Genomic DNA, 23636 nt, shown 5'->3' with positions numbered 1-23636 from the left:
GGGCCGCGTCAGTCGGCGAGGATGTCGCCGTCGGCCGCCCGGCGGAGTTCGCGCACGAGCAGCGCGATCCCGGTGGCGATGGCGGCGGCGGAGACGACCGCGTCGACGAGCTGGAGCGTGTCCTTCTCGAAGCGGGCCTTCCTGGCCTGCTTCACGACGCTCACCGCCCCGAACAGCGTGGTGCCGATGGACAGGTAGGTGCCGGTGCGGGACTTCCGGAACCCTTTGGCCTTGCTGAGTTTGCTGGGCTTGCTGGGCTTGCTCACAGTGACGGTGCCTCCTCGAGCAGCGGGTGGCCCCACCGTGCCTGGAACGCAGCCTCGACGGCTGCGCCGACACGGTAGAGACGGTCGTCGGCCATGGCGGGGGCGATGATCTGCAGCCCCACCGGCAGCCCGTCCTCCGGCGCCAGGCCGCAGGGAAGCGACATGGCCGCGTTGCCGGCCAGGTTGGACGGGATGGTGCACAGGTCGGCGAGGTACATCGCCATCGGGTCGTCGGCCCGCTCGCCGATCGGGAACGCGGTGGTGGGCGCCGTCGGCGAGACGAGCACGTCCACCGACTCGAACGCCTTCGCGAAGTCCCGGCTGATGAGCGTGCGGACCTTCTGCGCCGAACCGTAGTACGCGTCGTAGTAGCCGGAGCTGAGCGCGTAGGTGCCCAGCATGACGCGGCGCTTGACCTCGTCGCCGAAGCCGGCCTCGCGGGTGAGCGCGGTGACCTCCTCGGCCGAGCGGGTGCCGTCGTCGCCGACGCGCAGGCCGTAGCGCATGGCGTCGAACCGGGCGAGGTTCGAGGAGCACTCGCTGGGCGCGATCAGGTAGTACGCGGCGAGCGCCCTGGTGAACGACGGGCAGGAGACCTCGACGATCTCCGCGCCCAGCTCGCGCAGCAGCTCCACGGACTCGTCGAAGCGCTGCATGACACCCGGCTGGTAGCCCTCGCCGGACAGCTCGGGGACGACGCCGACGCGCATGCCGCGCACCTCGCCGCTGCGGGCCGCCTCCACCACCGGCGGCACGGGCGCGTCGACGGACGTGGAGTCCATCGGGTCGTGGCCCGCGATGACCTCGTGCAGCAGCGCCGCGTCGAGCACGGTGCGGGCGCACGGGCCGCCCTGGTCCAGCGAGGAGGAGAACGCCACCATGCCGTAGCGGGACACGCCGCCGTACGTCGGCTTGACGCCGACGGTGCCGGTGAGGGCCGCCGGCTGGCGGATCGAGCCACCGGTGTCGGTGCCGATGGCGAGCGGCGCCTGGAACGAGGCGAGCGCGGCGGACGAGCCGCCACCGGAGCCGCCGGGGATGCGGGTCAGGTCCCACGGGTTGCCCGTCGGGCCGTACGCGCTGTTCTCGGTGGAGGACCCCATGGCGAACTCGTCCATGTTGGTCTTGCCGAGGATCACCACGTCGGCGTCCTTGAGCCGCTTGGTGACGGTGGCGTCGTAGGGCGGGATCCAGCCTTCGAGGATCTTCGAGCCGACGGTGGTCGGCTGGCCCTCGGTGGTGAAGATGTCCTTCAGCGCGAGCGGCACGCCGGCCAGCGGGCCCAGCTTCTCGCCGCGGGCGCGCTTGGCGTCCACCTCGCGCGCGGTGGCGAGTGCGCCCTCACGGTCGACGTGCAGGAAGGCGTGCACCTTCTCGTCGACGGCGTCGATCCGGTCGAGGTGCGCCTGCGTCACCTCGACCGCGGTGACCTCGCCGGAGGCGATGCGGGCGGCGGTCTCGGCTGCGGTGAGCCTGGTCAGTTCGGCCATGTCGGTCACTCCTCACCCAGGATCTGCGGCACCTTGAATCGCTGCTGCTCCTGGGCGGGCGCGCCGGAGAGCGCCTGCTGGGGAGTCAGGCTCGGACGGACCTCGTCCGGGCGCATGACGTTGGTCAGCGGCAGCGGGTGGGAGGTCGGCGGTACGTCCTCGGCGGCGACCTCGGAGACGGTCGCGACCGCTCCGATGATGTCGTCGAGCTGTCCGGCGAAGTGCTCTAGCTCTTCACCGGACAGCTCCAGGCGCGCCAGCCGAGCGAGGTGGGCGACCTCCTCGCGCGTGATGCCAGGCATGCAGCGATCCTTACGGGTTCTTGGCTGAGTGGGGCCGGGTGTTCCGGGTGTGCGCCCCAATCCTATGGCTCCCGCGCCGCGGCCCGTGTCGGCCGGGGCGCATCCCACCGCGGCACCGGGGGGCCGGCTCACTGCACGGGCTGCTCCGGGCTGCCGCCCAGGCGGGCGGCGGGCGCGGGCGCCGGGGAGGGCACGCCCGGCGGCAGGGCGCGGCGGGAGCCGTCGCGGGCGCGCAGCCAGGCGGTCGCCTCGTCCGGCGGCATGGCCGCGGCCACCAGCCAGCCCTGCACCGCGTCGCAGCCCAGGTCGCGCAGCCGCTCCCACGTCTCGTCGTCCTCGACGCCCTCGGCGACGACGAGCAGTCCGAGGGAGTGCGCGAGGTCGACGGTGCAGCGCACGATCTCGGCGTCCTGGACGTCGACGGCCAGCCGGGCCACGAACGAGCGGTCGATCTTCAGCTCGCTCACCGGCAGGCGCCGCAGGTGGACCAGCGAGGAGTAGCCGGTGCCGAAGTCGTCGAGCGACATCTTCACGCCGTGGCCGGTCAGGCCGGCCAGGGTGATGGCGGCCTGCTGCGGGTCCTCCAGCAGCACGTGCTCGGTGATCTCCAGTTGCAGCGACCCGGCGGGCACGCCGTGCCGGGCGAGGCGGGCGGCGACGGCGCCTGCGAAGCCGGGGCTGTGCACGTCGCGCGGGGAGATGTTCACCGCGACCGGCACGGTCAGGCCGACCGAGCGCCACAGCGCCACCTGGCGCAGCGCTGCCTCCAGCACGTACTCGGTGAGCTGCGGCATCAGCCCGGAACTCTCCGCGATGGCGATGAACTCGTCCGGCGGGACCTTGCCGCGTTCGGGGTGCACCCAGCGGACCAGTGCCTCCAGGCCGGCCACCTCGCCGTCGAAGCGGACCTTGGGCTGGTAGTGCAGCGCCACCTCACCGGCCTCCAGGGCCCTGCGCAGGTCACCGAGCAGGCCGAGCCGGTCGGGGGTGTTGCCGTCGCGGCTGGCGTCGTAGACCTCGACGTCGCTGCGGTCGCGCTTCGCCTCGTACATGGCGACGTCGGCCCGCCGCAGGAGCCCCTCGGCCTCGCAGGCGTGGTCGGGGAAGACGGCCAGGCCCGCGCTGGCCTCCAGGACCAGGGTGAGGCCGTCGAGGTCCAGCGGTGAGCTGAGCGCCGCGACCAGGTGGCGGGCGGTGCGCTTGGCGCTGGTCGTGGAGCCGACGTGCGGCAGCAGGACGGCGAACTCGTCGCCGCCGAGCCGGGCCGCCTCGGCGTCGCAGGGCAGTGCGGCCCGCAGCCGGTCGGCGATCTGGAGCAGCAGGCGGTCTCCGGCGAGGTGGCCCAGCGTGTCGTTGACGGACCGGAACCGGTCCAGGTCGATGAGCACCAGGGCGGCGCGGCTGCCGCTGCGCTCGGCCTCGTCCAGCGCGGTCCAGGTGCGTTCCATCAGCCACAGGCGGTTGGGCAGCTTGGTCAGCGGGTCGCGCAGCTGCTCCTCGGCCCTGGCGCGGGCGATCCACAGCGTGGAGTCCAGCGCGATCAGCGGCACCGCGAACAGCGGCAGCAGTACCGGCATGTGCACGGCCACCACCACGACGAGCGGGGAGATGCACAGCAGGGCGACGCACACCAGGCCCTGCCGGATCAGGGCGGTGCGGGTGGCGGTGGGCAGGCCGCCGCTCGGAGTGAGGCAGTACCAGAGCAGGAGGCGGGTGACGAGCAGGTAGGTGCCGGCGGCGATGAGCACCTCCGGCAGCGCCGACCACTGCCAGGCGTCGGGTGTCCAGGGGAACTCGACGGAGGGGTGGGTGCCGAACGCGGCCATGGTGAGCGCGGAGGCGCCGATGCCGAGGATGTCCACCGAGCCGTGCACGAGGGCCTGGCGCCAGCGGTGGTGGCGGGCGGCGCAGACTAAGAAGACGACGGCCAGGCTGACCAGGGTGGCCGGCACCCAGCCGTAGAGCAGCAGGATGGCCAGGGTGAGTGCCGCGCCGGAGCCGGTACCGCCCCACCAGCGGTCCCGGCCGAGCGCGACCAGGTGCCCGACGATGATCCCGGTCAGGGCGGCGAACGCCCAGCCGACGGTGCCGCCGGGAAAGAGGGCCCGGCCGTGGTCGAGGACCCGGTAGACCCCGACGGCAAGGGCGAGCGCGGCTGCCGCGACCACACACGCCGGGAGTCCCGGCGCGGCGGTCGCGGCGAACCTGCGGAGTCGGTGCGGGCGGCCGGGTGCGTCCGCCCGCGGAACGTACGCAGGACCCTGCGGAAGACCGGCTCGCTCCCGCTCTTCGGGTGTCTGCTGCATGCGCGTCCCTCTCAAGGCCGTCGGTGCCCACGCCACGGCAGGCGCACGTATCCACACTAGGCCGCGGATCGACAAGAGGGCAGCGATCGGCCGGGGTTGCCCGAATGCGGTCCCGGGTCTGCTGCCGGTCCGTCAGATGCCGTACGGCCGCGTTCGCAGTACGGAACGGACGGTGACACGACGACCCGGCAGCCGCTCGCACGGCATTCGAACAGACACGGTCACGGCGGCTGGGTCACTCGGGTGGGTTCACGGCGATTTCGCGTGCCGCGTCCGGTCCGTTCTCCAGCAGTACGGCGAATCCGTCCTCGTTCAGAATCGGCACCTTCGCCTGAACGGCTTTGTCGTACTTCGAGCCGGGATTGTCGCCGACCACGACGAAGGACGTCTTCTTGGAAACGGACCCGGTGACTTTCGCCCCGAGTTTCTGCAGTTGCTCCTTGGCGCCGTCCCTGGTGTGCGACTCCAGGGTTCCGGTGACGACGACGGTGAGGCCCTCCAGCGGGCGCGGCCCGGACTCCTCGGCGCCCTCCTCCTCCATGCGCACCCCGGCGGCCCGCCAGCGTTCGACGATGTCGCGGTGCCAGTCCACCGCGAACCACTCCTTGAGGGAGGCGGCGATCGTCGGCCCCACGCCGTCGGTGGCGGCGAGTTCCGCCTCGTCGGCCTCCGCGATCCGGTCCAGCGAGCGGAAGCCGCGGGCCAGTGCCTCAGCGGCGACCGGGCCCACGTGGCGGATGGAGAGACCCGTGATGATCCGGGCCAGCGGACGGTTCTTGGCGGCCTGGATGTGCTCCAGCATGGCCAGCGTGTTCTTGCGCGGCTCCCCCTTCTGGTTGGCGAAAAGCGTGACGACCTTCTCCTCGCCCGTCTCCGGGTCCCGCTTGGGCAGGCCGCTGTCCGGGTCGAGCACGTGGGTCTTGATGGGGAGCAGCTGCTCCACCGTGAGGTCGAACAGGCCGCCCTCGTCGCGCAGCGGCGGCTCGGAGGGCTCCAGCGGCTGGGTCAGCGCCGTCGCGACGACGTAGCCGAAGTTCTCGATGTCGAGGCACTTGCGGCCCGTGAGGTAGAACAGCCGCTCCCGCAACTGCGCCGGACAGGACTGCCCGTTGGGGCAGCGCAGGTCGATGTCGCCCTCTTTGGCCGGTTTCAGCGCGGTACCGCAGTCGGGGCACTCGGCGGGCATGACGAACTCGCGCTCGGTGCCGTCACGGAGGTCCGCCACCGGGCCGAGGATCTCCGGGATGACGTCGCCTGCCTTGCGCAGCACGACCGTGTCGCCGATGAACACACCCTTGGACCTGACCACCTCCTGGTTGTGCAGGGTGGCGAACTCCACTTCGGAGCCGGCCACCATGACGGGCTCGACCACCGCGTAGGGCGTCACCCGGCCCGTCCGGCCGACGCCGACCCGGATGTCGAGCAGCTTGGTGTTGACCTCCTCGGGCGGGAACTTCCACGCGATGGCCCAGCGCGGCGCACGGGAGGTGGAGCCCAGCCGCCCCTGGAGCGGGATCTCGTCGAGCTTGATCACCGCGCCGTCGATCTCGTGCTCCAGGGCGTGGCGGCGGGTGCCGGACTCGGCGATGAACTCGCGCACGCCCTCCAGCGAGTCGACCACCCGGTTGTGGTCGGACGTGGGCAGGCCCCAGCCGCGGAGCAGGTCGTAGGCGTGGCTGAGGCGGTCCAGGCTCATGCCCTCCAGCGCGCCGATGCCGTGCACCAGCATGTGCAGCGGGCGGGTGGCGGTGACCTTGGGGTCCTTCTGCCGCAGCGAGCCCGCGGCGGCGTTGCGGGGGTTGGCGAACGGCGGTTTGCCGTCCGCGACCAGGCGCGCGTTCAGCTCCTGGAACCGCGCCATCGGGAAGAAGACCTCACCCCGGATCTCGACCAGCGAGGGCACGTCCTCGCCGGTCAGCCGCTCGGGGATGTCGTCGATGGTACGGACGTTGGGGGTGATGTCCTCGCCCGTGCGGCCGTCACCGCGGGTGGCGGCGCGGGTGAGGCGGCCGTTCTCGTAGGTGAGGTTGACGGCCAGGCCGTCGATCTTGTGCTCGCACAGGAAGTGGTGCGGCACGCCCTCCAGTTCCCGGGCCACCCGCTCGGCCCAGGAGTCCAGCTCCGCGTCGTCGAAGGCGTTGTCCAGGGAGAGCATGCGCTCGCGGTGCGCCACCTCGGTGAACTCGGTGGCGTAGTTGCCGGCGACCTTCTGGGTGGGCGAGTCGGGGGTGCGCAGCTCGGTGTGGCGCTCCTCCAGCTCCTCCAGGCGGCGCAGCAGCCGGTCGAACTCGGCGTCGCTGACGACGGGCGCGTCCCGCACGTAGTAGCGGAAGCGGTGCTCCTCGACCTGCTCCGCCAGTCGCATGTGCTCCTCGCGCACCTCGGCGGGCACGACTGCGTCCTGTTCGGCAGCCACCGTTACGTCCTCCCGTTACTCAGGGTTGTCTGCGAGCGATCTCGCCGCCCGGGCGCAGTGGGCGAGCACCTGCCGCGCGTACGCCGGCGAGGCACCCGCAAGACCGCAGGCAGGGGTGATCACCACGGACTCGGTGAGGAGTCCGGGCGCCAACCCCAGCCTGCGCCAAAGCGACCTGACACCCATGACGCTACCGGCAGGGTCTGACAATCCGCCGGAGCCCGGCTCGACACCCGGGACGACGCCCGCGAAGAGCGCGGTGCCGCCCTCCACCGCCTCACCGAGCACCTCGTCCTCACTCTCCGTGAGAAGCGAGAAGTCGAAGGAGACACCGGTGGCACCGGCCCGGCGCAGCAGCGCGAAGGGCACGCCGGGCGCGCAGCTGTGCACCACCACGGGGCTCTCACCCGCGGCCCGCACCAGGGCGCGCAGACCGTCCTCGACCACGGTCCGGTCCACCGCGCGGTGGGTGCGGTAGCCGCTGGCCGTCGGCACCTGGCCGGTGAGCACCGCGGTGAGCGACGGTTCGTCCAGCTGGAGGACCACCTTGGCGCCGGGCACCCGCCGCCGCACCTCGGCGAGGTGCCCGGCCAGCCCGTCAGCCAGCGACGCCGCGAGGTCCCGGCGGGCCCCGGCGTCGCCCAGCATCGCCTCGCCGCTGCGCCGCTCCAGCGCCGCGGCCAGCGTCCACGGGCCGACCGCGGACACCTTCAGCGCACCCCGGTAGCCCTGAGTGGCCTCCTCCAGCGCGTCCAGGTCCTCGCCCAGCCAGGCGCGGGCCCGGCGGGTGTCCCGGCCGGGCCGGTCACCGATCCGCCAGCCGCTGGGCTCGACGCGGGCGTACAGCTCGGTGAGCAGGCCGGCGGTCCGCCCGATCATGTCGGCGCCGGGGCCGCGGGCGGGCAGTTCCGGGAGATGGGGCAGGGCTTCCAGGGAGCCGACGACGGTCCGCACCGCCTCGCGGGCGTCCCCGCCGGGCATGGATCCGATTCCGGTGGCCGCGGCGGGTCCCCAGCCGAACTTCGAGGTGTCGTTCGTGTCGTTCACTCCGGCAGCCTAAGGGCTGTCGTCGCACTCCCCGGAGCACCCGCCGGGGAGCAGACGGCAGCCCGCTGCCGGACACGGTCCTGGCCGGCCCTCGGCGCCTACCGGGCCCGGCCGCCCGGCCGGATGCCCAGGTCGGTGATCTCCGTGCCGCGCGGCATGTCCAGCGCCGTCAGCAGCGTCCGCGCGACGGACTCCGCGGAGATGAAGCGTGCGGCGTCGTACTCCTTGCCCTCCTGCTGATGGACCTTCTCCTGCATGGGCGTCGCGGTGCGGCCCGGGTAGACGCTGCTCACCCGGATGCCGTAGCGCTCCTCCTCCGCCCGCAGGGCGTCTGCGAGGGCCTTCAGGCCGTGCTTGCTGGCGGCGTAGGCGCTCCACTGCGCGTTGGCGCGCAGGCCCGCGCCGGAGTTCACGAACAGCACATGGCCGTGCGCCAGGCGGAGTTGGGGCAGCAGCAGGCGGGTCAGCTCGGCCGGGCCGACGAGGTTGGCGGCCATGGTGGCCTGCCACACCTTCGGCGTCAGCTCGCCGACGGCGCCCAGTTCGACGATCCCGGCCACATGCAGCAGCGAGTCCAGTTCCCCCGGCAGCGTCTGGTGGCCAAGCGCCCAGGAGAGCCGTTCGGGCTCGGCCAGGTCGCCGACGAGGGTGTGCACGGTGCCGCCGACTCCCTCGAAGCGGGCGGCCAGTTGGCGGGCCCGGCCCGCGTCCCGGGCCAGCAGCCACAGGTCGTCGCCGCGTTCGAGCAGTCGTTGGGTGAGCGCCTCGCCGATGCCGGAACCGGCCCCGGTGATCAGATGGGTAGCCATGTCCCCATGATCCCCCACGCACGCCAGGCGGCCTGCCTGGGAAGCTGGTTATGCTCGCCACGCAGGACACTTCGGACAAAACTGATGAAAGTAGCGGGTCGAACATGGCCACAAGTACGTCGTTCAGTTCCCGGGACATCGGAATAGATCTGGGCACCGCGAACACCCTGGTGTACGTCCGGGGCCGGGGCGTGGTGCTGAACGAACCCTCGGTGGTGGCGGTGGACGCCCGCACCGGCCGGGTCCTCGCCGTCGGCCACGAGGCGAAGGACGCCGTGGGCCGGACCCCCGGGTCCATCACGGCGCTGCGACCGCTGAAGGACGGCGTCATCTCCGACTACGACGCGGCCGAGGGCATGCTGCGGCACTTCATCCGCAAGGCGCGCCCGGGCCGTCGGGGCCGCAATCCGCGCGTCATCGTCTGCGTGCCCAGCGGCGTCACCGGCGTGGAGCGGCGGGCCGTGCTCCAGACCGCGGCCCGCGCGGGCGCCAAGTCCGTGCACCTGGTGGAGGAACCGATGGCCGCGGCGATCGGGGCGGGCCTGCCGGTGCACGAGGCGCGCGGCTCGATGGTCGTGGACATCGGCGGCGGCTCCACCGAGATCGCCGTCATCTCGCTCGGCGGCGTGGTGACGGCCCGTTCCGTGCGGGTGGCGGGCGACTCGCTTGACGCGGCCATCGCCACCCACGTGGAGAAGGAGCACTCCATCGCCGTCGGCGAACGCACCGCCGAGCACATCAAGATGGCGCTGGGCAACGCGACGACCATCCCGGTGCGCGGCCGGGACAGGACCACGGGCCTGCCGGCCTTCGCCGAACTGAGCACCGACGCCGTGGTGGAGGCGATCGAGGCACCCGTGCGGACCATCATCGACGCCGTGGCGTCCACGTTCGACGAGTGCCCGCCGGAGCTGTACAGCGACATCATGGAGCGCGGAATCGTACTCACCGGCGGCGGCGCGCTGCTGCACGGCCTGGACCAGCGGCTGGTGGAGGAGACCGGCATGCCGGTCATCGTCGCGGACGACCCGCTGGACTGCGTGGCTCTCGGCACCGGCCGCTGCCTGGAGGAACTCGACCGGCTGGAGCGGCCGTTCAGCACCCCGGCCAACGCAGCAGCGATCTGACCGCGTCACTCACCGTCACTCGTCGGCGCGCGTCGTCGCTCGTCAGCCCACGTCGCCCCGCGTCGCGGCCCTGGCGGCCTGGCTCCGCGGCCCGGCTCCACCCCTCGGCGGAGCCGGGCCACCGGACGTGGCGCACCCCGCCGCCCGTCCGGCGCACCGACGCCGCATGGTGCGAACCGGCGTTCCCTGCCACCGACGGGAAGCCCCGGCCGAACGGCGACTTTTCGGCCATAAGCCCTGCCCGCCTGCTTTTCCTTTCCCGCACCGCGCGCCGAACAATGGCGCTCGCAGCCACTCGCCAGGGCCGCCGGCAGCGGCACCGCTTGAGCCGTGCCGACCCTGCCGTTCGCCTGTTGCCATGGCAATCGCGCAGAATCCTTTTTCCCTCCGGAAATGCCACGCCATTCATGCGTGGGCACACCTCTCGGGCCTTGTTCCGCGGGCCGCCGAATAACAACAGACCCATACGGAATGCCCGACACCTGTCGAACGCACTGCCGGGCACGCGTTCGACGCACCCAAGCGGACCGGGGACGCGCAGCCCGGGGCGACCTGACCCCCTCCGCCCAGGAGATGGCCGGTAATGACCCCTCGCCGGCCGTCTCCCCGACCGTCCATCGCGTCCCGCACCCTCCCCGGCGCCGCCCTCAGCATCACCCGAACGACTGACTCGACGGCGCACAATCCGGACGATAGGACGCGCGCTCACCGGGTAGGCGGCCCAGTGCAGCACCCCGGCGCTGCATCGTGCGGTCCCCGCAGACCCGGTCACCCGGTTGCCCCGGCCAGAGGCAGCCGAGACCACTCGGCGAAGCGCGGCACAACAGCACAAGTCATACGCTGGGGTGCGAAACCGGACAGCCACTGCAAGCTGGCAACGCGAATAGGGAAAGTGGTCATCGGATGTACGCCGTGAAGAGCACACTGCCGGAGCAGGACCTCAAGGTCGTGGGCGAGGCGCTGCAGGGCGCCCTGGTCGACCTCGTCGACCTGTCGCTGGCCGCCAAGCAGATCCACTGGACCGTGATCGGCCCCCGCTTCCGGTCCGTTCACCTCCAGCTCGACGAGGTCGTGGACACCGCCCGCCAGTACTCCGACATCGTCGCGGAGCGCGCCTCGGCCCTCGGCCTCCCGCCGGACGGCCGCGCGTCCACCGTCGGCCGGGACAGCAGCATGGCCCTGGTGCCGGAGGGCTGGCAGAAGGACGCCGACGCCGTGAACACCATGGTCGAGGCCCTCGGCGCGGTCGTCGCGAAGATGCGCGCCCGCATGACCGCCGCGGGCAAGGTGGACCCCGTCACCGAGGACATCCTCATCACCATCACCGGCGACCTGGAGAAGCACCACTGGATGTTCCAGGCCGAGAACGGCAAGTGAGGCCGGAGGCCCGAAGGCCTCTCCGCCACCTGGACCCCCGTCCGACTGTCCGGCCGGGGGTCCACCGCTGAGCAAGCGGGACGGCTGCCTCCCCTCCGTCAGCGTGAGGAAGCCGCCCGACCCAGCCCAGCGCGGCCCGCTTGCCGGACGGACTCGGCCGCGCACGTCACCGCCAGGGCCTCCACCAGTTCGGGACCAGCCACCCATCGGTGGCCGAGAGCGTCCCGGTGTGGGGCGTCGTGCCCGGTGGGTTCCGCGCACGGAAGCCGGGAGGCGACGAGCGGTGGCGTCTGCAGTTCCACCGGCCGCACCTCGCCGCACAGCTCCGGCGTCCCGTTCACCACCCGGCCTCCCGCTCGTGCGTCGGCGGCGGCTCGGCGCCGGACTCCGCCGGTGGCTCCACCGGGCGGGGTGGGGGTGGGACGAGCAGGTACGGGCGGATCATGGCGACCGCGTCGCTGTCGATCGGCTCGGAGTCGCGCGGCGGACGGCGTGTCCTGCGCGCCGGGCCGGTCACGGGGCTGTCCGTGTCATGACTGCGCGGTAGGGGCGGGTGATGTGCTCCCGGTAGGTGTGGTGGGAGGGGTTGCGCCCGGCGTGCGCGAACACCCACTGCTGCCCGTCCCCCGCATCCACCCGAGGCTGTGAACGGGCGCCGCACACCGCGCACTCCATCGCGTACGTCACCGCCTCCGCATCCGGCTCCCGATCCGGCCCGACGCTCCACTGCATGAAGCGGACGATGCTGCGGGTCACCGGTCGGTCTGCCGGGTGCAGGCGGGACGGTCACACAACCAGCCGTGCGGGCCCGGTCTTCCCGCGTGGACCAATCGCCCACACGAGCAGCACTTGCGCAACGCCCGCGCGGGCGGAAGGACAGGGGACGGCGCAACCATTGGCACTCCTCAGATCGGTGATCGACTCGTCACCGAACGTAGAGCCGCCGCCGTTGCGCGTGGTCACAGTATGTGACCCACCATCACCCCAGCACGCCGCATTTCACCGCCAGCGCTGCCGCCCGCTGCCGCAGCGACGGGACCCGCGACTCCGACTCCTCAAGCAGGATCCGCCGCGCATAGCCATTCCACTGCACCGTCTCCGGCGCGGAGGCGTGGGCACGCTCCAGCGTCGCCAACGCCGACTCCGCCTGCCCGGCCAACTGGTGCGCCCGCGCCTCCTCGATGCGATGCCGCGCACGCCTCGGGCAGGACGGAATCGCGTGGGCATCTGCCTGCGTCGCCTGCCTCACCGACTCCTGGCCGGCCCGCAACTCCACCGCCAGCGTCACCCCGTGCGCGCCCATCACGGGCACACTGAAACTCGTGACCGGATGGTAGTAGCCCTGAGGCAGTGCCTCCGCCGCACGTCGCGCCCGGTCCCACCACCCCCACGCCGTACCCGTGTCCCCTCGTCGCGCGGCGGTGTAGCCGGCCCCGGCCTCCAGAGCCCCGGCGATCGCCCGCACGTCGTCGCCCCCGCTCTCCCTGTGCGGCTTCAGGTAGGACAGGGCGTCGGTCGTGACCTGATCGGCGGCGTCGTACTGTCCGGCGTCGCGGTGCGCCTCCGCCTGGAGCCACGTCGCGACGCCGATCGTGTGCGGGTCCTCGGATTCCAGCGCCGCGACCATGGCCCGTTCGGCGACCCGCCACAGCAGCGCGCTGTCCGGCTGGTGGGCGAGGAAGAACTGAGCGAGGGAGTACACCTCACTCAGTGCCGCCTGTGCTGCGCGTCGGTCGGCGGCGCGGTCGGACTGCCGGACCGCGAGTTGGGCGTCACGGATCAGCTCCGGCAGGAGGGCACCGACGACCTCGCGATGTCCGGGTGAGGAGTGCCGTGCGGCCCAGGCGGCAGCCAGTCGCGCACGCAGATGCGGAGTGGGCGGCGCCTCGCGGGAGGTGGCCATCGGCAGCGCGTTGATCGCGTCGCGGACCTGCGGCAGCCGACCGTGCCCCGGTCCGATGAACATCTCCGTGCGCAGCTCGTGCACGCCCGTTTCGGCGCCGGTGAGTTCGGTGAGATCCCGGACTCGCAGTGCTTCGGCGAGTTGGAGCACGATCGGCAGCCCCGGCTCGCGCAGCCTGCCGCCTTCGACGGCTTTGACCCAGGAGGTCGACTTCCCCGCTAGGCCTGCGAGGACGGCCTGTGACATGCCGCGCCGGAGCCGCAGCATCTGCAGGCGCTGACCGAAGCGGACGGTTTCGAGGGCAGTGCTGTCAGTGTTGGGCATACTGCTCCCTACGTCGTGACGTCGCCCTCGCGACGGTACCCTCGGATATCGCCCGGCGGGACGGTAAAAGGGCACTATGGCTGCTTCGTTCGGGAATCCCTCGACCAAGTCTGTTTCAGAGTTGCAGGACGTTCTGCACCTCGTGCAGCGTGTTGATCCGCCAGTCCGCTTCGGCGCTCTCCGGGGTGTCCGCCCACAGATGCCCCCACGGCCCACGCCTCAGGTGGGCGGCGCGAAGCCCGGCTTGTTGAGCCGGCGCGACATCGTTCGCGGGGTGATCGTCGACATAGAGCACTTCCCGAGACGCGCATTCGGCCAACTCCACCACCTTGGCGAAGAAGGTCGGACTCGGCTTGGCCGCGCCCAACCCCCCAGAGGTGACGACCACATCGGCAGGCAGTGACAGACCACGCAGCAACTCACCTGCGCGAACAGTCTGGTTGCCCGCGATGATCACTCTTACTCCCGCCATGCGGAGTCCGGATAGGGCAGGTCGAACGTCCGAATAGAGGTCGGTCTCGTCCAGGTACTCGCCCTGCCCGGCTGCCTCACGGGCGGCGTACTCCGCGCCCAGGTCGAGCCCCGGACGCAGGAGACGCACGGCCTCGGCATTGTCCCGCCCCTGGGCGACAACCGCACCGACCAATGCCGACAGGGTGTGTCTCGGCACCTCAAGCCAGTCGGCCCACGAGGACCAGTAGCGGTCGTCGTGGACAAGTGTCTCCCCGACGTCGAAGGCAACGGCACGGATCATGCGATGCAGCCTACAAAGAGCTCTTGCTGCAAGGACACGGCTCAGCCCACGGGTCACCTCTCCCGCTCCCCGGATGCACGCGGCCGTGGTCGGCGGCAGGCTGGGATCATGGTTACCAACGCGCCTATCGTCGTCCATCCGCCCGGTCCCAGCGGCCGCCGGGTGACCACCCGTGAGGGGGGAGTACTAGGTCTCGCCCACGGTCCCGAGGATCTTGCCGAGTTCCTCCGCCGGGCCGGGCTCGACCTGGACGAGGCCCGCATGGACAACCCGACGCTGATCGAGTGGCGCGGCGGAGGACCCGACGCCTGGCCGTGACCGGAGGCGGCTACTCCTTGCAGAGCTTCATGCCGGCGGCGATGAGGGAGCCGAGGCTGGTCTTCACGCCGGGGACGTCGGGGTCGTCGACCCAGATGGGGTCGGGCTTGGCGTAGCTGCTCTGGGCGGAACCGGTCAGGCCGTACTCGGTGCCACCGGCCTCGAAGGTGATCTTTCCCTGGTCGCAGGCGAGGGTGCCGGTGTCCACAGTGAAGGGCCACGGGGTGACGTCGCCCTTGCTGATCTTGCTGGTCGCCTTGGGCGTGACGTCGGCCGCCGGGGGTGCGGTGCCGTCGCCGTTCTCGGTGCCGCAGGCGGTGAGCGCGGCAAGCAGTAGAACGGTGACGAGGGGGGCGGTCCGGCGTGTTGTCATGTGCACAGGTTGGTGCAGCAGGCGGTCAGAAACGGGCACTGTGATCGTTCCGTGACCTGGCCGGGCACAGGTGCCGGAATTCGTCCGGTCCTCGGCCTGGCCCTCAGGAAGCCTTGCGGCGACCGGCCGTTCCGCGGGACGCGGTGGTCTTCTTGGCCGCGGTCTCGCGCGTCGTGGTCTTCGCCGCCGCCTTGCCGGTCTTCTTCGCGGGCTGGCGCGAGGCGGTGGACTTGCTGCCGTCCTTGGCCGAGGTGCGGCTGCCCCCCGCCGCCTGCTTGCTTGCCGCCTTCTTCGCGACCGGCTTCTCCGTCGCGCTCTTCTTCGCCGCGGCCTTCTTGGCCGCCGTCTTCTTGGCGGGCGCCTGCTTGCTCACGGCCTTCTTCGCCGGTGCCTTCTTCGCGGTGGACTTCTTCGCGGGCGCGCTCTCCTCCGCCTCGTCCCCCGACTCGCCACCCGCCGCCTTCTTGGACTGCGACGCCCGGCCCTGGGCCGTGATGGGGTGGATGGTCGCCCCGCCCCTGTCGCCCTCGCGGGCCTGGCGGGCGGCGGCCACGCTGTTCTCCAGCGCGGCCATGAGGTCGATGACCCTGCCGCCGGTGGGCTGCGCGGGCTGCTCCTCGGGGGTGCGGCCCTCCAGCTTGGCGGCGACCAGCTCCTCGACGGCGTGCCGGTACTCGTCGTGCAGGTCGGTCCAGTCCAGGTCTCCGAGAGAGTCCATCAGGGTTTCCGCCAGGCCGAGTTCGGCCTCGCGCACGGTGACGTCCGGGGACGGCGCCAGTCCGTCGGCCGCGCGGACCTCGTCCGGCCACAGCATGGAGTGCAGCACGAGCGTGCCCTCCACCACGCGCAGCAGACCCAGGGACTCCCGGCCGCGCAGGGCGAACCTGGCGACGGCGGCCTTGCCCGTGTGCTCCAGGGCCTCCCGCAGCAGCACGTACGGTTTGGCCGCCGCCGCGGTCTCGGCGCCCAGGTAGTAGGCCCGGTCGAGCTGGATGGGGTCGATGTCGGAGGCCGGGATGAAGGTGAGGATCTCGATGGTCCTGGCCGTGGGCAGCGGCAGCGAGGCGAGGTCGGCGTCGGTGAGCAGCACGGTGTCCCCGGCGTCGTCGCTGAAGCCCTTGCCGATCTCGTCCGACGGCACCTCCACACCTTCGGTCTCGCACACCTTGCGGTAGCGGATGCGGCCTCCGCAGCCGTCCTTGGTGTGGATCTGGTGGAAGCTGACGCTGTGGTTCTCGGTCGCGCCGTACAGCTGGATGGGGATGCTGACCAGGCCGAAGGAGATGGCTCCTTTCCAGATGGACCGCACGGAACACCTCCACTGTGGCGCAATGTCTGATTTTCGTGCGATTCTCAGGGTATGCCGCCGATCACGATCGTGGAGGGCAGAAAGCTGTCCCTCAGCAACCTGGACAAGGTCCTCTACCCCGACGGCACCACCAAGGGCGAGCTGCTGCACTACTACGCGTCCGCGGCGCCCGTCCTGCTCCCCCAGCTGGCCGGACGCCCGGTGAGCTTCCTGCGCTACCCCGACGGCCCGGAAGGCGGCGCGTTCTTCGCCAAGAACGTGCCGCCGGGCACACCCGAGTGGGTGACGACGGCCGAGGTGCCGCGGTCCAGCCGGACGACGGCCCGGCAGGTCCTGGTCGAGGACCTGCCCTCCCTGATGTGGGCGGCCAACCTGGTGACCGAGTTCCACACCCCGCAGTGGCGGGCTGACGCGCCCGAGCAGGCGGACCGGCTGGTGTTCGACCTGGATCCGGGACCGCCCGCCGACGTGGTGCTGTGCTGCACCGTGGCCGGGTGGCTGCGCGAGCGCCTGGCGGCGGACGGGCTGGCGGCCTGTCCCAAGACGTCCGGGTCCAAGGGCCTGCACCTGCTCGTTCCGCTGCGCCCCACCCCGTCCACCGAGGTCACCGACTACGCCAAGGAGCTGGCGGCCGAGGCCGAGCGGGAGCTGCCCGGCCTCGCGGTGCACCGGATGGACCGGGCGCTGCGGCCGGGCAAGGTGTTCATCGACCACAGCCAGAACAACGCGGCCAAGACCACCGCCACGCCGTACACCGCCAGGGCGCGGCCCGCGCCCACCGTCTCCATGCCCGTCACGTGGGAGGAGGTGGAGGGCTGCGAGGAAGCGTCGGAGCTGGCCTTCGACATCCACGACCTGCCCGGCCGCCTGGAGCGGCACGGGGACCTGCTCGCCGTGCTCGACGACCCGGACGCGGCCCGGTCCCTCCCTGGCGCGGGATGAAACCCGCCGCGGGCGGGGGCCGGGGGACGGCGCTGCGTCCACCGCCCGCAGTGCGCCTGCCGTGCGCCCTCAGGGCGGCCGGGCAGGGCTCGTAGACTGGTCGCCACCATGGCCTACCTCGATCACGCCGCCACCACCCCCATGCTTCCGGAGGCGGTGCGGGAGATGACCGCCCAGCTCGCCGTCACCGGGAACGCGTCCTCGCTGCACGCGGCCGGCCGGCGGGCCCGCCGTACCGTCGAGGAGGCCCGCGAACGCCTCGCCGCCGCGCTGGGCGCCCGCCCCAGCGAGGTGGTCTTCACCGCGGGCGGCACCGAGTCCGACAACCTCGCGGTCAAGGGCCTGTACTGGGCCCGGCGGGACGCAGACCCCGCCCGGACCCGGATCCTCGCCAGTCCCGTCGAGCACCACGCCGTGCTGGACGCGGTGCACTGGCTGGCGGACCACGAGGGCGCCCTGGTGGAGTGGCTGCCGGTGGACGGCCACGGGCGGGTGCACCCGCAGGTGCTGCGGGCCGCGCTGGAGCGCGAGCCGGGGGGCGGGGAGAATGTCGCCCTGGTCAGCGTGATGTGGGCCAACAACGAGATCGGCACGCTCCAGCCCGTGTCGGAACTGGCCGCCGTGGCGGCCGAGTTCGGCGTGCCGATGCACAGCGACGCGGTGCAGGCCGTCGGGCAGGTGCCGGTGGGTTTCGCCGCTTCGGGGCTGTCCGCGATGACTGTCAGCGGGCACAAGGTCGGCGGCCCGTACGGGGTCGGCGCGCTGCTGCTGGGCCGGGACCAGACGCCGGTGCCGCTGCTGCACGGCGGCGGCCAGGAGCGGGAGGTGCGCTCCGGCACGCTGGACGTGCCCGCGGTCGCCGCCTTCGCGGTCGCCGCCGAGGTCGCCGCGGCACGGCAGGAGCGGTTCGCGAAGGAGGTGGGCGCGCTGCGGGACTCGCTCGTCGCTCAGGTCCGCGCAGCCGTCCCGGACGCGGTACTGGGCGGCGACCCGGCGTCCGAGGGGCGGCTGCCCGCCAACGCGCACTTCGCGTTCCCCGGTTGTGAAGGGGACTCGCTGCTGCTCCTGCTGGACGCCCAGGGCATCGAGTGCTCCACCGGATCGGCCTGCACGGCGGGCATCGCCCAGCCCAGCCACGTGGTGCTCGCCACCGGCGCGGACCCGGAGCTGGCGCGCGGCACGCTGCGCTTCTCGCTCGGCCACACCTCGACGCAGGCGGACGTGGCGGCGGTGGCCGCGGCGATCGGGCCGGCCGTCGAACGCGCCCGCAGCGCCGGACTCACCTGATCGAAGCTACCGAATCGGTCTGACCCGCCACCCGCCGCCGTCCCGCCCGGCCCCCGCAGACGCAGGGCCTACCACCGGCGTACGCCCGCCCGCCCGCGGGCTCACCGCTCGTTGCCGCGCAGCCACACCAGCGCGCTGCGGTACTCGCCCGGCGGCAGCTCCACCGGCAGCCCGTGGGCGGCGAGCGCCGCACCCGACAGACGCAGGGACGCCCCGGCCGGCCCCGGGGACGCCCCCGCCGAGCCCGGGGAGGCCGCGTCCACGGTGAACACGGCGTCGGCTCGCAACCCCGGTACGCGCAGGGGTGGTTCGGCGGGGTGGAAGCCGGCGTCCGGCCGCCGTACCAGGACCGCCGCCTCGCCCCCGTCCGCCCGCACGTACGCCACCGCGTCGCTGCGGCCGGGGGCCGCGCGCCGCAGCCGGTGGTGGTCGCCGTGCTGCACCAGGTGCCTGACCTGCTTGTAGGCGGCCACCAGGTCGGCGGCCTCGGCCAGTTGCTCCGGGGACCACTTCATCAGGTCGCCGCCGACGCCGAGCACACCGGCCATGGCTGCGTGGAAGCGGAACCGCAGCGGGGTGCGGCGGCCGGTCAGGAAGTTGGGGCTGTCGGTCACCCAGGACGACATCACGGCGGCGGGCCACACCTGGGTGAAGCCGTCCTGGATCGCGAGCCGGTCCACGGGGTCGGTGTTGTCCGACGGCCACACCTGGTCGGTGCGGCGCAGGACGGCGGCGTCGACCCGGCCGCCGCCGCCGGCGCAGGACTCCACCCGCAGGTCGGGGAAGCGGGAACGCAGCCGGTCCAGCACCTCGTGGAAGCCCTCGGCGTGGTGGACGTACCGGGAGCGGGCCGCGCCGGGGGCGCCGCCGCCCTCGGTCACGGAGCGGTTGAAGTCCCACTTGAGGAAGTCGACGCCGTTGTCCCGCACGGTCGTGGACAGCACCTCGGTGGCCCAGTCGACGACGTCGTCCCGGGTGAAGTCGAGCATCAGCTGGTTGCGGCGCGGCGTCGGCTCGGGGCCGGGGGTGTGCGCGGTCCAGTCCGGGTGCGTGCGGTGCAGGTCGCTGTCGGCGTTGAACATCTCCGGCTCGACCCACAGCCCGAACCGCATGCCCAGCGTGTGCACGTGGTCGGCGAGCGGGCGCAGGCCCTGGGGGAAGCGCCGGTGGTGGGGTGTCCAGTCGCCGAGCCCGGCCCGGTCGTCGTCGCGGCGGCCGAACCAGCCGTCGTCCACGACAAAAAGCTCGACGCCCATGGCCGCGGCCCGCTCGGCGAGGGCCCGCTGGTTGTCCTCGGTGACCTCGAACCCGGTCGCCTCCCACGAGTTGTACAGGACCGGCCGGACCTCCTCGGGCCGGGGCAGTACGTGCTCGCGCAGCCAGCGGTGCTGGGCGCGGCCGGCCGCGCCGAAGCCGCCGGCCGTCCTGGCGGCAGCGCTGAGCGGGGTGAGCAGGCTCTCCCCGGGGTCGAGCACCTGCTCGACGCCCTCGTGCCCGGCGCCGGCGGTCACCGCGCAGCGGCCGTCGGCCGTGCGCTGGACGGTCATCCGCCAGCTGCCGCTCGTGGCGAGCTGCACGGTCCAGGCCTCGCCGTGGTCCTCGCCGGTGGAGCCGTCGTCGAGGACCGCCCACGGGCCGGCGTCGTGGCCGGTGTGGCCGCGTCGGCTGGTCAGGGTGGTCTCGCCGAACGGCAGCGGGGTGCGGGTCAGCCGTCCCTCCGTGCCCCAGCCGCCGTGCACGGAGCTGAGCCGGTAGTCCTCCAGGTGCGGCAGGGTCCACTGCGCCGAGGACCAGCGGGTGAGCACGATCGGGCCGTCCTGCGGGCCGCCGGTGTGCCGGTAGCGCACTCGGCGTTCGACGACGTCGCTGCCGGGCCGGACGGTGTAGTGCAGTTCCCAGGCGAACGGGCGGCGGCGGTCGGACAGGGTGACGACGGCCCTGGTCCGGCCGTCCTCCTCGTGCACCGTGCAGCCGTCCAGAGCCGGGTCGAGCAGGTGGCCGCCGTCGGCGAAGCGCACGGTGACGGCGGGCGGGCCGTAGCGGGGGCCCGCCTCGACGGGCAGTTCCTCGGTGGCGTCCCAGGGGCCGGCGAAGCTGTCGTCGGGGCCGTTCGCGAGGGGCAGGGCGCGGGCGTCCTCGGGGGTGATGCGGGCTCCCCAGTGGACGAGCCGGGGGCTGCGGGCGGCGGGGTCGAGGCGGACGGCGTAGCTGGACCGCCCCGCGGTCAGCAGCAGCAGGCCGTCGGCCGGGTCGTACTGGGCCAGTGGCACGCCCGTCTCCTCACTCGTGGTTCCCGGGCACGCCGGGCGTTGTTCGTTACAGGGTGCACCGCGACGGGGTGCACCGGGGGCGTCGGGTGTGACGGGGGCGTCGGGCGCGACGGGGTGTCGGCGCCCGCGTTGGGGGTCCAGCCGCGTCCCCGGGGCCATGTCCGCCCGGCGGCCGGACCGCCGCCGGGCGGGGCCGCGGGGACCGGCGGTATGGTCGCGCAGGTCAGCCCCCTGTCGCGGCGCCCGCGACCCGCGGTGGTCGCGACCGGGTGCGGCGGCAGCCGACAGAGGGAGAAGAATCGTGAGGCAGCCGGTCACCATGAGCGACGTGGCACGGGCCGCGGGGGTGTCCTCGGCGACTGTTTCCTACGTGCTCAGCGGGAAGCGGCCGGTCACCGCGGAGACCCGGCAGGCCGTGGAGGCGGCGATCGCCGAGCTGGGCTTCACGGTCAACCCCGTCGCGCGCAGCCTGCGCACCGGGCGGTCGATGCTGGTCGCGCTGGTGGTCCCGGACATCGCGAACCCGTTCTACGCGCAGTTGGCGCACGGACTGCAGGAGGCGCTGCGCGGCCCCGGCTACCACGTGGTGGTGTGCAACACGCTGGCCCGCCGCGACGAGGAGCGGACCTTTCTCCAGGAGGCGGTGCACCAACGGCTGGCGGGGGTGGTGATCACGCCGTTCCGCCTGGCGCCCGCCGACTTCGAGGTGCTGTCGGCTGCGGGCATTCCCGCCGTGGTCAGCGCCGACATCCCGTTCGGCGAGGTCGACCTGGTGACGCCGGACGCGCGGGACGCCGTCCGCGAGGCGCTGGGCCGGGTCGTCGCCTCGGGCCGCCGGCGCATCGGGATGATCGCCGGGCCGCGCGACGCGACCGGCGGCGACCCGCGGCTGGACCGGGTGCGGGCGGAGGCGGCCGAACTCGGCCTGACGCTGCCCGAGGGGCTCATCACGCACGGAGAGCACACCAGGGAGGTCGGTGCGGTGGGCTTCGGCCGGCTGATGCGGCACCGCCGGCCACCGGAGGCGGTGTTCTGCGCCAACGACGTGACGGCCGTGGGGGCGCTGGAGATGGCCGAGCACCTGGGTCTGGACGTGCCAGGGGACGTGGCGCTGGTCGGTCATGACGACATCGAGTTCGCGTCGCTGGTCCGGCCCCGGCTGAGCACCATCCGGTATCCGGCCAAGGAGGTCGGCCAGTCCTGCGCCCGGCTGCTCCTGGAACGCCTGGACGGCAGATCCGAGCGCAGGACCGTCGCGATCCGCGCCCGGTACGTCGGGCGGGAGTCGGTGTGACGCCGGGCAGGCCGAAGGGCCGCGGCGGAGATCGTCATCGACCCTCCTGGGATGGTGTGCCGCGTCTGCGGGGTGGTGGAACGAACGTAACGTAATCGATTACGTGAACGGGAGGGGTCCAGGTCCGTTATTTTCCCAGGACGGGAGAATTGCAGGTCAGACACCCTGAACGGGCCCTCTGAGCGGTCAGTCCAGGTTACGGAAAGGTGACAAACAGAAAACGCTCGTTCCACGCAGGTTGACTTCCGCGGAGCCGTGTCCAGATGGTTGCCGCCATCGCTCCACCGGGGCGGGCAAACAGGTACGAGGAGCGAAACCATGGCCGTTGAGAAGCGTTACCCGACGCCACGCCGACTGGTGGCCCCGGCGCTCGCGCTGACCCTCGTCACACTCACCGGCTGCGCCGGCGGGGACGACGGGGGCGGCACGTCGGACGCCGCTTCCTGCGAGCCGAGCAAGGGCAAGGTGACGCTGGACTACTGGTCGTGGGTGCCCGGCATGGAAGAGGCCGTCGCCCTGTGGAACTCCGAGAACCCGGACATCCAGGTCAAGGTGAAGACCACACCCGCGGGGAACGCCGGCACCTACCAGAACCTCTCCAACGCCATCAAGGCGGACAAGGCCCCCGACCTCGGGCAGGTGGAGTACGACTCGCTGGCCAGCTTCCGCCTCAAGGGCGGCCTGCGGGACATCGCGGCCTGCGAGGGCGTGAGCGAGGCCGAGGCCGACTTCGCGGACTGGACCTGGTCCCAGGCCACCTTCGGGGCCGGCGGCGAGGACGGCGTCTGGGCGGTCCCCCAGGACATCGGCCCCATGGCCCTGTTCTACCGCAAGGACGTCTTCGACAAGCTCGGCATCCCCGCCCCCACCACCTGGGCCGAGTACGAGGCGGCGGCACGCAAGATCAAAGCGGCCGACAAGAACCAGTACGTCACGCACTTCTCGCAGACCGACCCGAACTGGTTCACCGGCCTGCTGTGGCAGAACGGCGCCGAGATGTTCGAGCGCGACGGCGACACCTGGAAGGTGACCGTCGACCGGCCCGAGAGCCGTGAAGTGGCGGACTACTGGCAGAAGCTGATCGACGACGACCTGGTCGCCACCGACCTGCAGGGCTTCTCCCCCGCCCTGTACAAGGCGTGGGACGAGGGCGAGGTGGTCACCTGGATCAGCGCCGCCTGGGGCTACAGCACCATCCGCGACAACGCCAAGGGCACAGCCGGCAAGTGGGCCGTCGCCCCCATGCCGCAGTGGGAGAAGGGCGCCTCGGCGGCCGGCAACTGGGGCGGCTCCACCACCACGGTGATGGCCGGCACCGAACACCCCCACGAGGCGTCGAAGTTCGCCCTGTGGCTCAACTCCGACCCCGCAGCCCTGGAGATCCTCAACCGCAAGGGCGGCCTCTTCCCCGCGGCCAAGGCGGGATCACAACTGCCCGCGCTCCAGGAGCCGGTGGACTTCTACGGCAAGCAGAAGATCTTCGACGTCTTCGCCGAGGCCTCGCAGAACGTGAACACCGGCTTCGCCTGGGGTCCCACCATGACCGACACCTACCGCTTCATCAGCGACGGGACGTCGGCCGCGACCTCCGGCAAGTCCTCCCTCGGTGACGCCCTGGCGGAGGCCGACGCCAAGAGCGTCGAGTCGCTGCGCAAGCAGTCCCTCGACGTCGAGGAGTGACCTCTCTCGCGGAGCGGCGTTCCCCCGTGGAGTGACCTTCGC

The 23636-nt window shown here is 72.4% G+C and carries 21 protein-coding genes; 7 read left to right on the top strand and 14 right to left on the bottom strand.

Annotation, left to right across the window (positions count from 1 at the left end):
- Positions 1-8 precede the first annotated feature (8 nt).
- The 7 genes from QNO07_RS22080 to QNO07_RS22050 all read right to left on the bottom strand — a co-directional run bounded on the left by QNO07_RS22080 (position 9) and on the right by QNO07_RS22050 (position 8636).
- The gene (locus tag QNO07_RS22080; protein WP_283993992.1) at positions 9-266 is read right to left on the bottom strand and encodes a hypothetical protein; all 258 of its coding nucleotides are present in this window, start codon (positions 264-266) and stop codon (positions 9-11) included.
- Positions 263-1756, bottom strand: a complete 1494-nt coding sequence (gene gatA / locus QNO07_RS22075) for an Asp-tRNA(Asn)/Glu-tRNA(Gln) amidotransferase subunit GatA (protein WP_502961908.1) — start codon at positions 1754-1756, stop codon at positions 263-265. Before gatA ends, QNO07_RS22080 begins: the two co-directional genes overlap by 4 nt.
- Before the next feature lie 5 nt (positions 1757-1761).
- Entirely contained in the window at positions 1762-2058 is a 297-nt protein-coding gene (gene gatC, locus QNO07_RS22070; RefSeq protein ID WP_283993989.1) for an Asp-tRNA(Asn)/Glu-tRNA(Gln) amidotransferase subunit GatC, read from the bottom strand.
- 128 nt (positions 2059-2186) lie between these two features.
- Entirely contained in the window at positions 2187-4364 is a 2178-nt protein-coding gene (locus tag QNO07_RS22065) for a putative bifunctional diguanylate cyclase/phosphodiesterase (RefSeq protein ID WP_283993988.1), read from the bottom strand.
- Between the two features lie 235 nt (positions 4365-4599).
- A complete protein-coding gene (ligA, locus tag QNO07_RS22060; protein WP_283993987.1) occupies positions 4600-6780 on the bottom strand; it encodes an NAD-dependent DNA ligase LigA in 2181 nt (726 codons plus the stop codon).
- Between the two features lie 15 nt (positions 6781-6795).
- The gene (locus tag QNO07_RS22055) at positions 6796-7827 is read right to left on the bottom strand and encodes a methionine synthase (protein WP_283993986.1); all 1032 of its coding nucleotides are present in this window, start codon (positions 7825-7827) and stop codon (positions 6796-6798) included.
- Positions 7828-7925: 98 nt separating this feature from the next.
- Complete coding sequence (locus tag QNO07_RS22050; RefSeq protein ID WP_283993985.1) at positions 7926-8636, bottom strand: SDR family oxidoreductase; 711 nt, start codon at positions 8634-8636, stop codon at positions 7926-7928.
- 104 nt (positions 8637-8740) lie between these two features.
- On the opposite strand from QNO07_RS22050, the gene QNO07_RS22045 reads away from it, so the two are divergent.
- Positions 8741-9763 carry a rod shape-determining protein gene (locus QNO07_RS22045; RefSeq protein WP_283993983.1) on the top strand — a complete coding sequence of 341 codons (1023 nt, stop codon included), beginning with the start codon at positions 8741-8743 and terminating at the stop codon, positions 9761-9763.
- A gap of 903 nt (positions 9764-10666) precedes the next feature.
- Positions 10667-11140, top strand: coding sequence for a Dps family protein (locus QNO07_RS22040; RefSeq protein WP_283993981.1), 474 nt, complete (start codon positions 10667-10669; stop codon positions 11138-11140).
- A gap of 337 nt (positions 11141-11477) precedes the next feature.
- On the opposite strand, the gene QNO07_RS22035 is transcribed toward QNO07_RS22040, so the two are convergent.
- From QNO07_RS22035 to QNO07_RS22020, 4 genes are all read right to left on the bottom strand, one after another.
- Positions 11478-11657, bottom strand: a complete 180-nt coding sequence (locus QNO07_RS22035; RefSeq protein ID WP_283993980.1) for a hypothetical protein — start codon at positions 11655-11657, stop codon at positions 11478-11480.
- Positions 11654-11896: a DUF7848 domain-containing protein gene (locus tag QNO07_RS22030; RefSeq protein WP_502961907.1), complete on the bottom strand. Its 243-nt coding sequence runs from the start codon at positions 11894-11896 to the stop codon at positions 11654-11656. The genes QNO07_RS22035 and QNO07_RS22030 overlap by 4 nt, the downstream gene beginning before the upstream one ends.
- Positions 11897-12119: 223 nt before the next feature.
- Positions 12120-13367: a helix-turn-helix domain-containing protein gene (locus tag QNO07_RS22025; protein ID WP_283993978.1), complete on the bottom strand. Its 1248-nt coding sequence runs from the start codon at positions 13365-13367 to the stop codon at positions 12120-12122.
- A gap of 115 nt (positions 13368-13482) precedes the next feature.
- Positions 13483-14121 carry an HAD family hydrolase gene (locus tag QNO07_RS22020; protein WP_283993977.1) on the bottom strand — a complete coding sequence of 213 codons (639 nt, stop codon included), beginning with the start codon at positions 14119-14121 and terminating at the stop codon, positions 13483-13485.
- 108 nt (positions 14122-14229) lie between these two features.
- On the opposite strand from QNO07_RS22020, the gene QNO07_RS22015 reads away from it, so the two are divergent.
- On the top strand, positions 14230-14439 hold the full coding sequence (locus QNO07_RS22015) for a hypothetical protein (protein ID WP_283993976.1): 210 nt from the start codon (positions 14230-14232) through the stop codon (positions 14437-14439).
- Positions 14440-14449: 10 nt separating this feature from the next.
- Here the strand turns inward: QNO07_RS22015 and QNO07_RS22010 are convergent, their stop codons facing one another.
- The gene (locus QNO07_RS22010) at positions 14450-14812 is read right to left on the bottom strand and encodes a DUF2511 domain-containing protein (RefSeq protein ID WP_283993975.1); all 363 of its coding nucleotides are present in this window, start codon (positions 14810-14812) and stop codon (positions 14450-14452) included.
- Positions 14813-14915: 103 nt separating this feature from the next.
- Positions 14916-16121: a non-homologous end joining protein Ku gene (ku, locus tag QNO07_RS22005; protein WP_283993974.1), complete on the bottom strand. Its 1206-nt coding sequence runs from the start codon at positions 16119-16121 to the stop codon at positions 14916-14918.
- Positions 16122-16172: 51 nt separating this feature from the next.
- Here ku and ligD point away from each other — a divergent pair, with 51 nt between their 5' ends.
- Entirely contained in the window at positions 16173-17063 is an 891-nt protein-coding gene (gene ligD, locus QNO07_RS22000; RefSeq protein ID WP_283993973.1) for a non-homologous end-joining DNA ligase, read from the top strand.
- 108 nt (positions 17064-17171) lie between these two features.
- Positions 17172-18350, top strand: coding sequence for a cysteine desulfurase family protein (locus QNO07_RS21995; RefSeq protein WP_283993972.1), 1179 nt, complete (start codon positions 17172-17174; stop codon positions 18348-18350).
- A gap of 101 nt (positions 18351-18451) precedes the next feature.
- Here the strand turns inward: QNO07_RS21995 and QNO07_RS21990 are convergent, their stop codons facing one another.
- On the bottom strand, positions 18452-20620 hold the full coding sequence (locus QNO07_RS21990) for an alpha-galactosidase (RefSeq protein WP_283993971.1): 2169 nt from the start codon (positions 20618-20620) through the stop codon (positions 18452-18454).
- Between the two features lie 301 nt (positions 20621-20921).
- Between QNO07_RS21990 and QNO07_RS21985 the strand changes: the two genes are divergently transcribed.
- Both QNO07_RS21985 and QNO07_RS21980 read left to right on the top strand, forming a co-directional pair.
- Positions 20922-21914, top strand: coding sequence for a LacI family DNA-binding transcriptional regulator (locus QNO07_RS21985; RefSeq protein ID WP_283993970.1), 993 nt, complete (start codon positions 20922-20924; stop codon positions 21912-21914).
- Positions 21915-22232: 318 nt separating this feature from the next.
- Positions 22233-23594, top strand: a complete 1362-nt coding sequence (locus QNO07_RS21980) for an ABC transporter substrate-binding protein (RefSeq protein ID WP_283993968.1) — start codon at positions 22233-22235, stop codon at positions 23592-23594.
- Positions 23595-23636: the final 42 nt, after the last annotated feature.

Source organism: Streptomyces sp. 549 (assembly GCF_030124175.1).
Classification (GTDB): domain Bacteria; phylum Actinomycetota; class Actinomycetes; order Streptomycetales; family Streptomycetaceae; genus Streptomyces.
The sequence above is the reverse complement of the archived record's forward strand: the minus strand, read 5'-3'. Positions and strand labels throughout refer to the sequence as shown.

Excerpts from the sequence above, each read along its gene's own strand:
- QNO07_RS22020 (WP_283993977.1), bottom strand. The coding sequence starts at position 14,121 with ATGATCCGTGCCGTTGCCTTCGACGTCGGGGAGACACTTGTCCACGAC.
- QNO07_RS22010 (WP_283993975.1), bottom strand. The coding sequence starts at position 14,812 with ATGACAACACGCCGGACCGCCCCCCTCGTCACCGTTCTACTGCTTGCC.
- QNO07_RS22025 (WP_283993978.1), bottom strand. The coding sequence starts at position 13,367 with ATGCCCAACACTGACAGCACTGCCCTCGAAACCGTCCGCTTCGGTCAG.
- gatA (WP_502961908.1), bottom strand. The coding sequence starts at position 1,756 with ATGGCCGAACTGACCAGGCTCACCGCAGCCGAGACCGCCGCCCGCATC.
- QNO07_RS21995 (WP_283993972.1), top strand. The coding sequence starts at position 17,172 with ATGGCCTACCTCGATCACGCCGCCACCACCCCCATGCTTCCGGAGGCG.
- QNO07_RS22050 (WP_283993985.1), bottom strand. The coding sequence starts at position 8,636 with ATGGCTACCCATCTGATCACCGGGGCCGGTTCCGGCATCGGCGAGGCG.
- QNO07_RS22040 (WP_283993981.1), top strand. The coding sequence starts at position 10,667 with ATGTACGCCGTGAAGAGCACACTGCCGGAGCAGGACCTCAAGGTCGTG.
- QNO07_RS22015 (WP_283993976.1), top strand. The coding sequence starts at position 14,230 with ATGGTTACCAACGCGCCTATCGTCGTCCATCCGCCCGGTCCCAGCGGC.
- QNO07_RS21980 (WP_283993968.1), top strand. The coding sequence starts at position 22,233 with ATGGCCGTTGAGAAGCGTTACCCGACGCCACGCCGACTGGTGGCCCCG.
- QNO07_RS22065 (WP_283993988.1), bottom strand. The coding sequence starts at position 4,364 with ATGCAGCAGACACCCGAAGAGCGGGAGCGAGCCGGTCTTCCGCAGGGT.
- ligD (WP_283993973.1), top strand. The coding sequence starts at position 16,173 with ATGCCGCCGATCACGATCGTGGAGGGCAGAAAGCTGTCCCTCAGCAAC.
- QNO07_RS22045 (WP_283993983.1), top strand. The coding sequence starts at position 8,741 with ATGGCCACAAGTACGTCGTTCAGTTCCCGGGACATCGGAATAGATCTG.
- gatC (WP_283993989.1), bottom strand. The coding sequence starts at position 2,058 with ATGCCTGGCATCACGCGCGAGGAGGTCGCCCACCTCGCTCGGCTGGCG.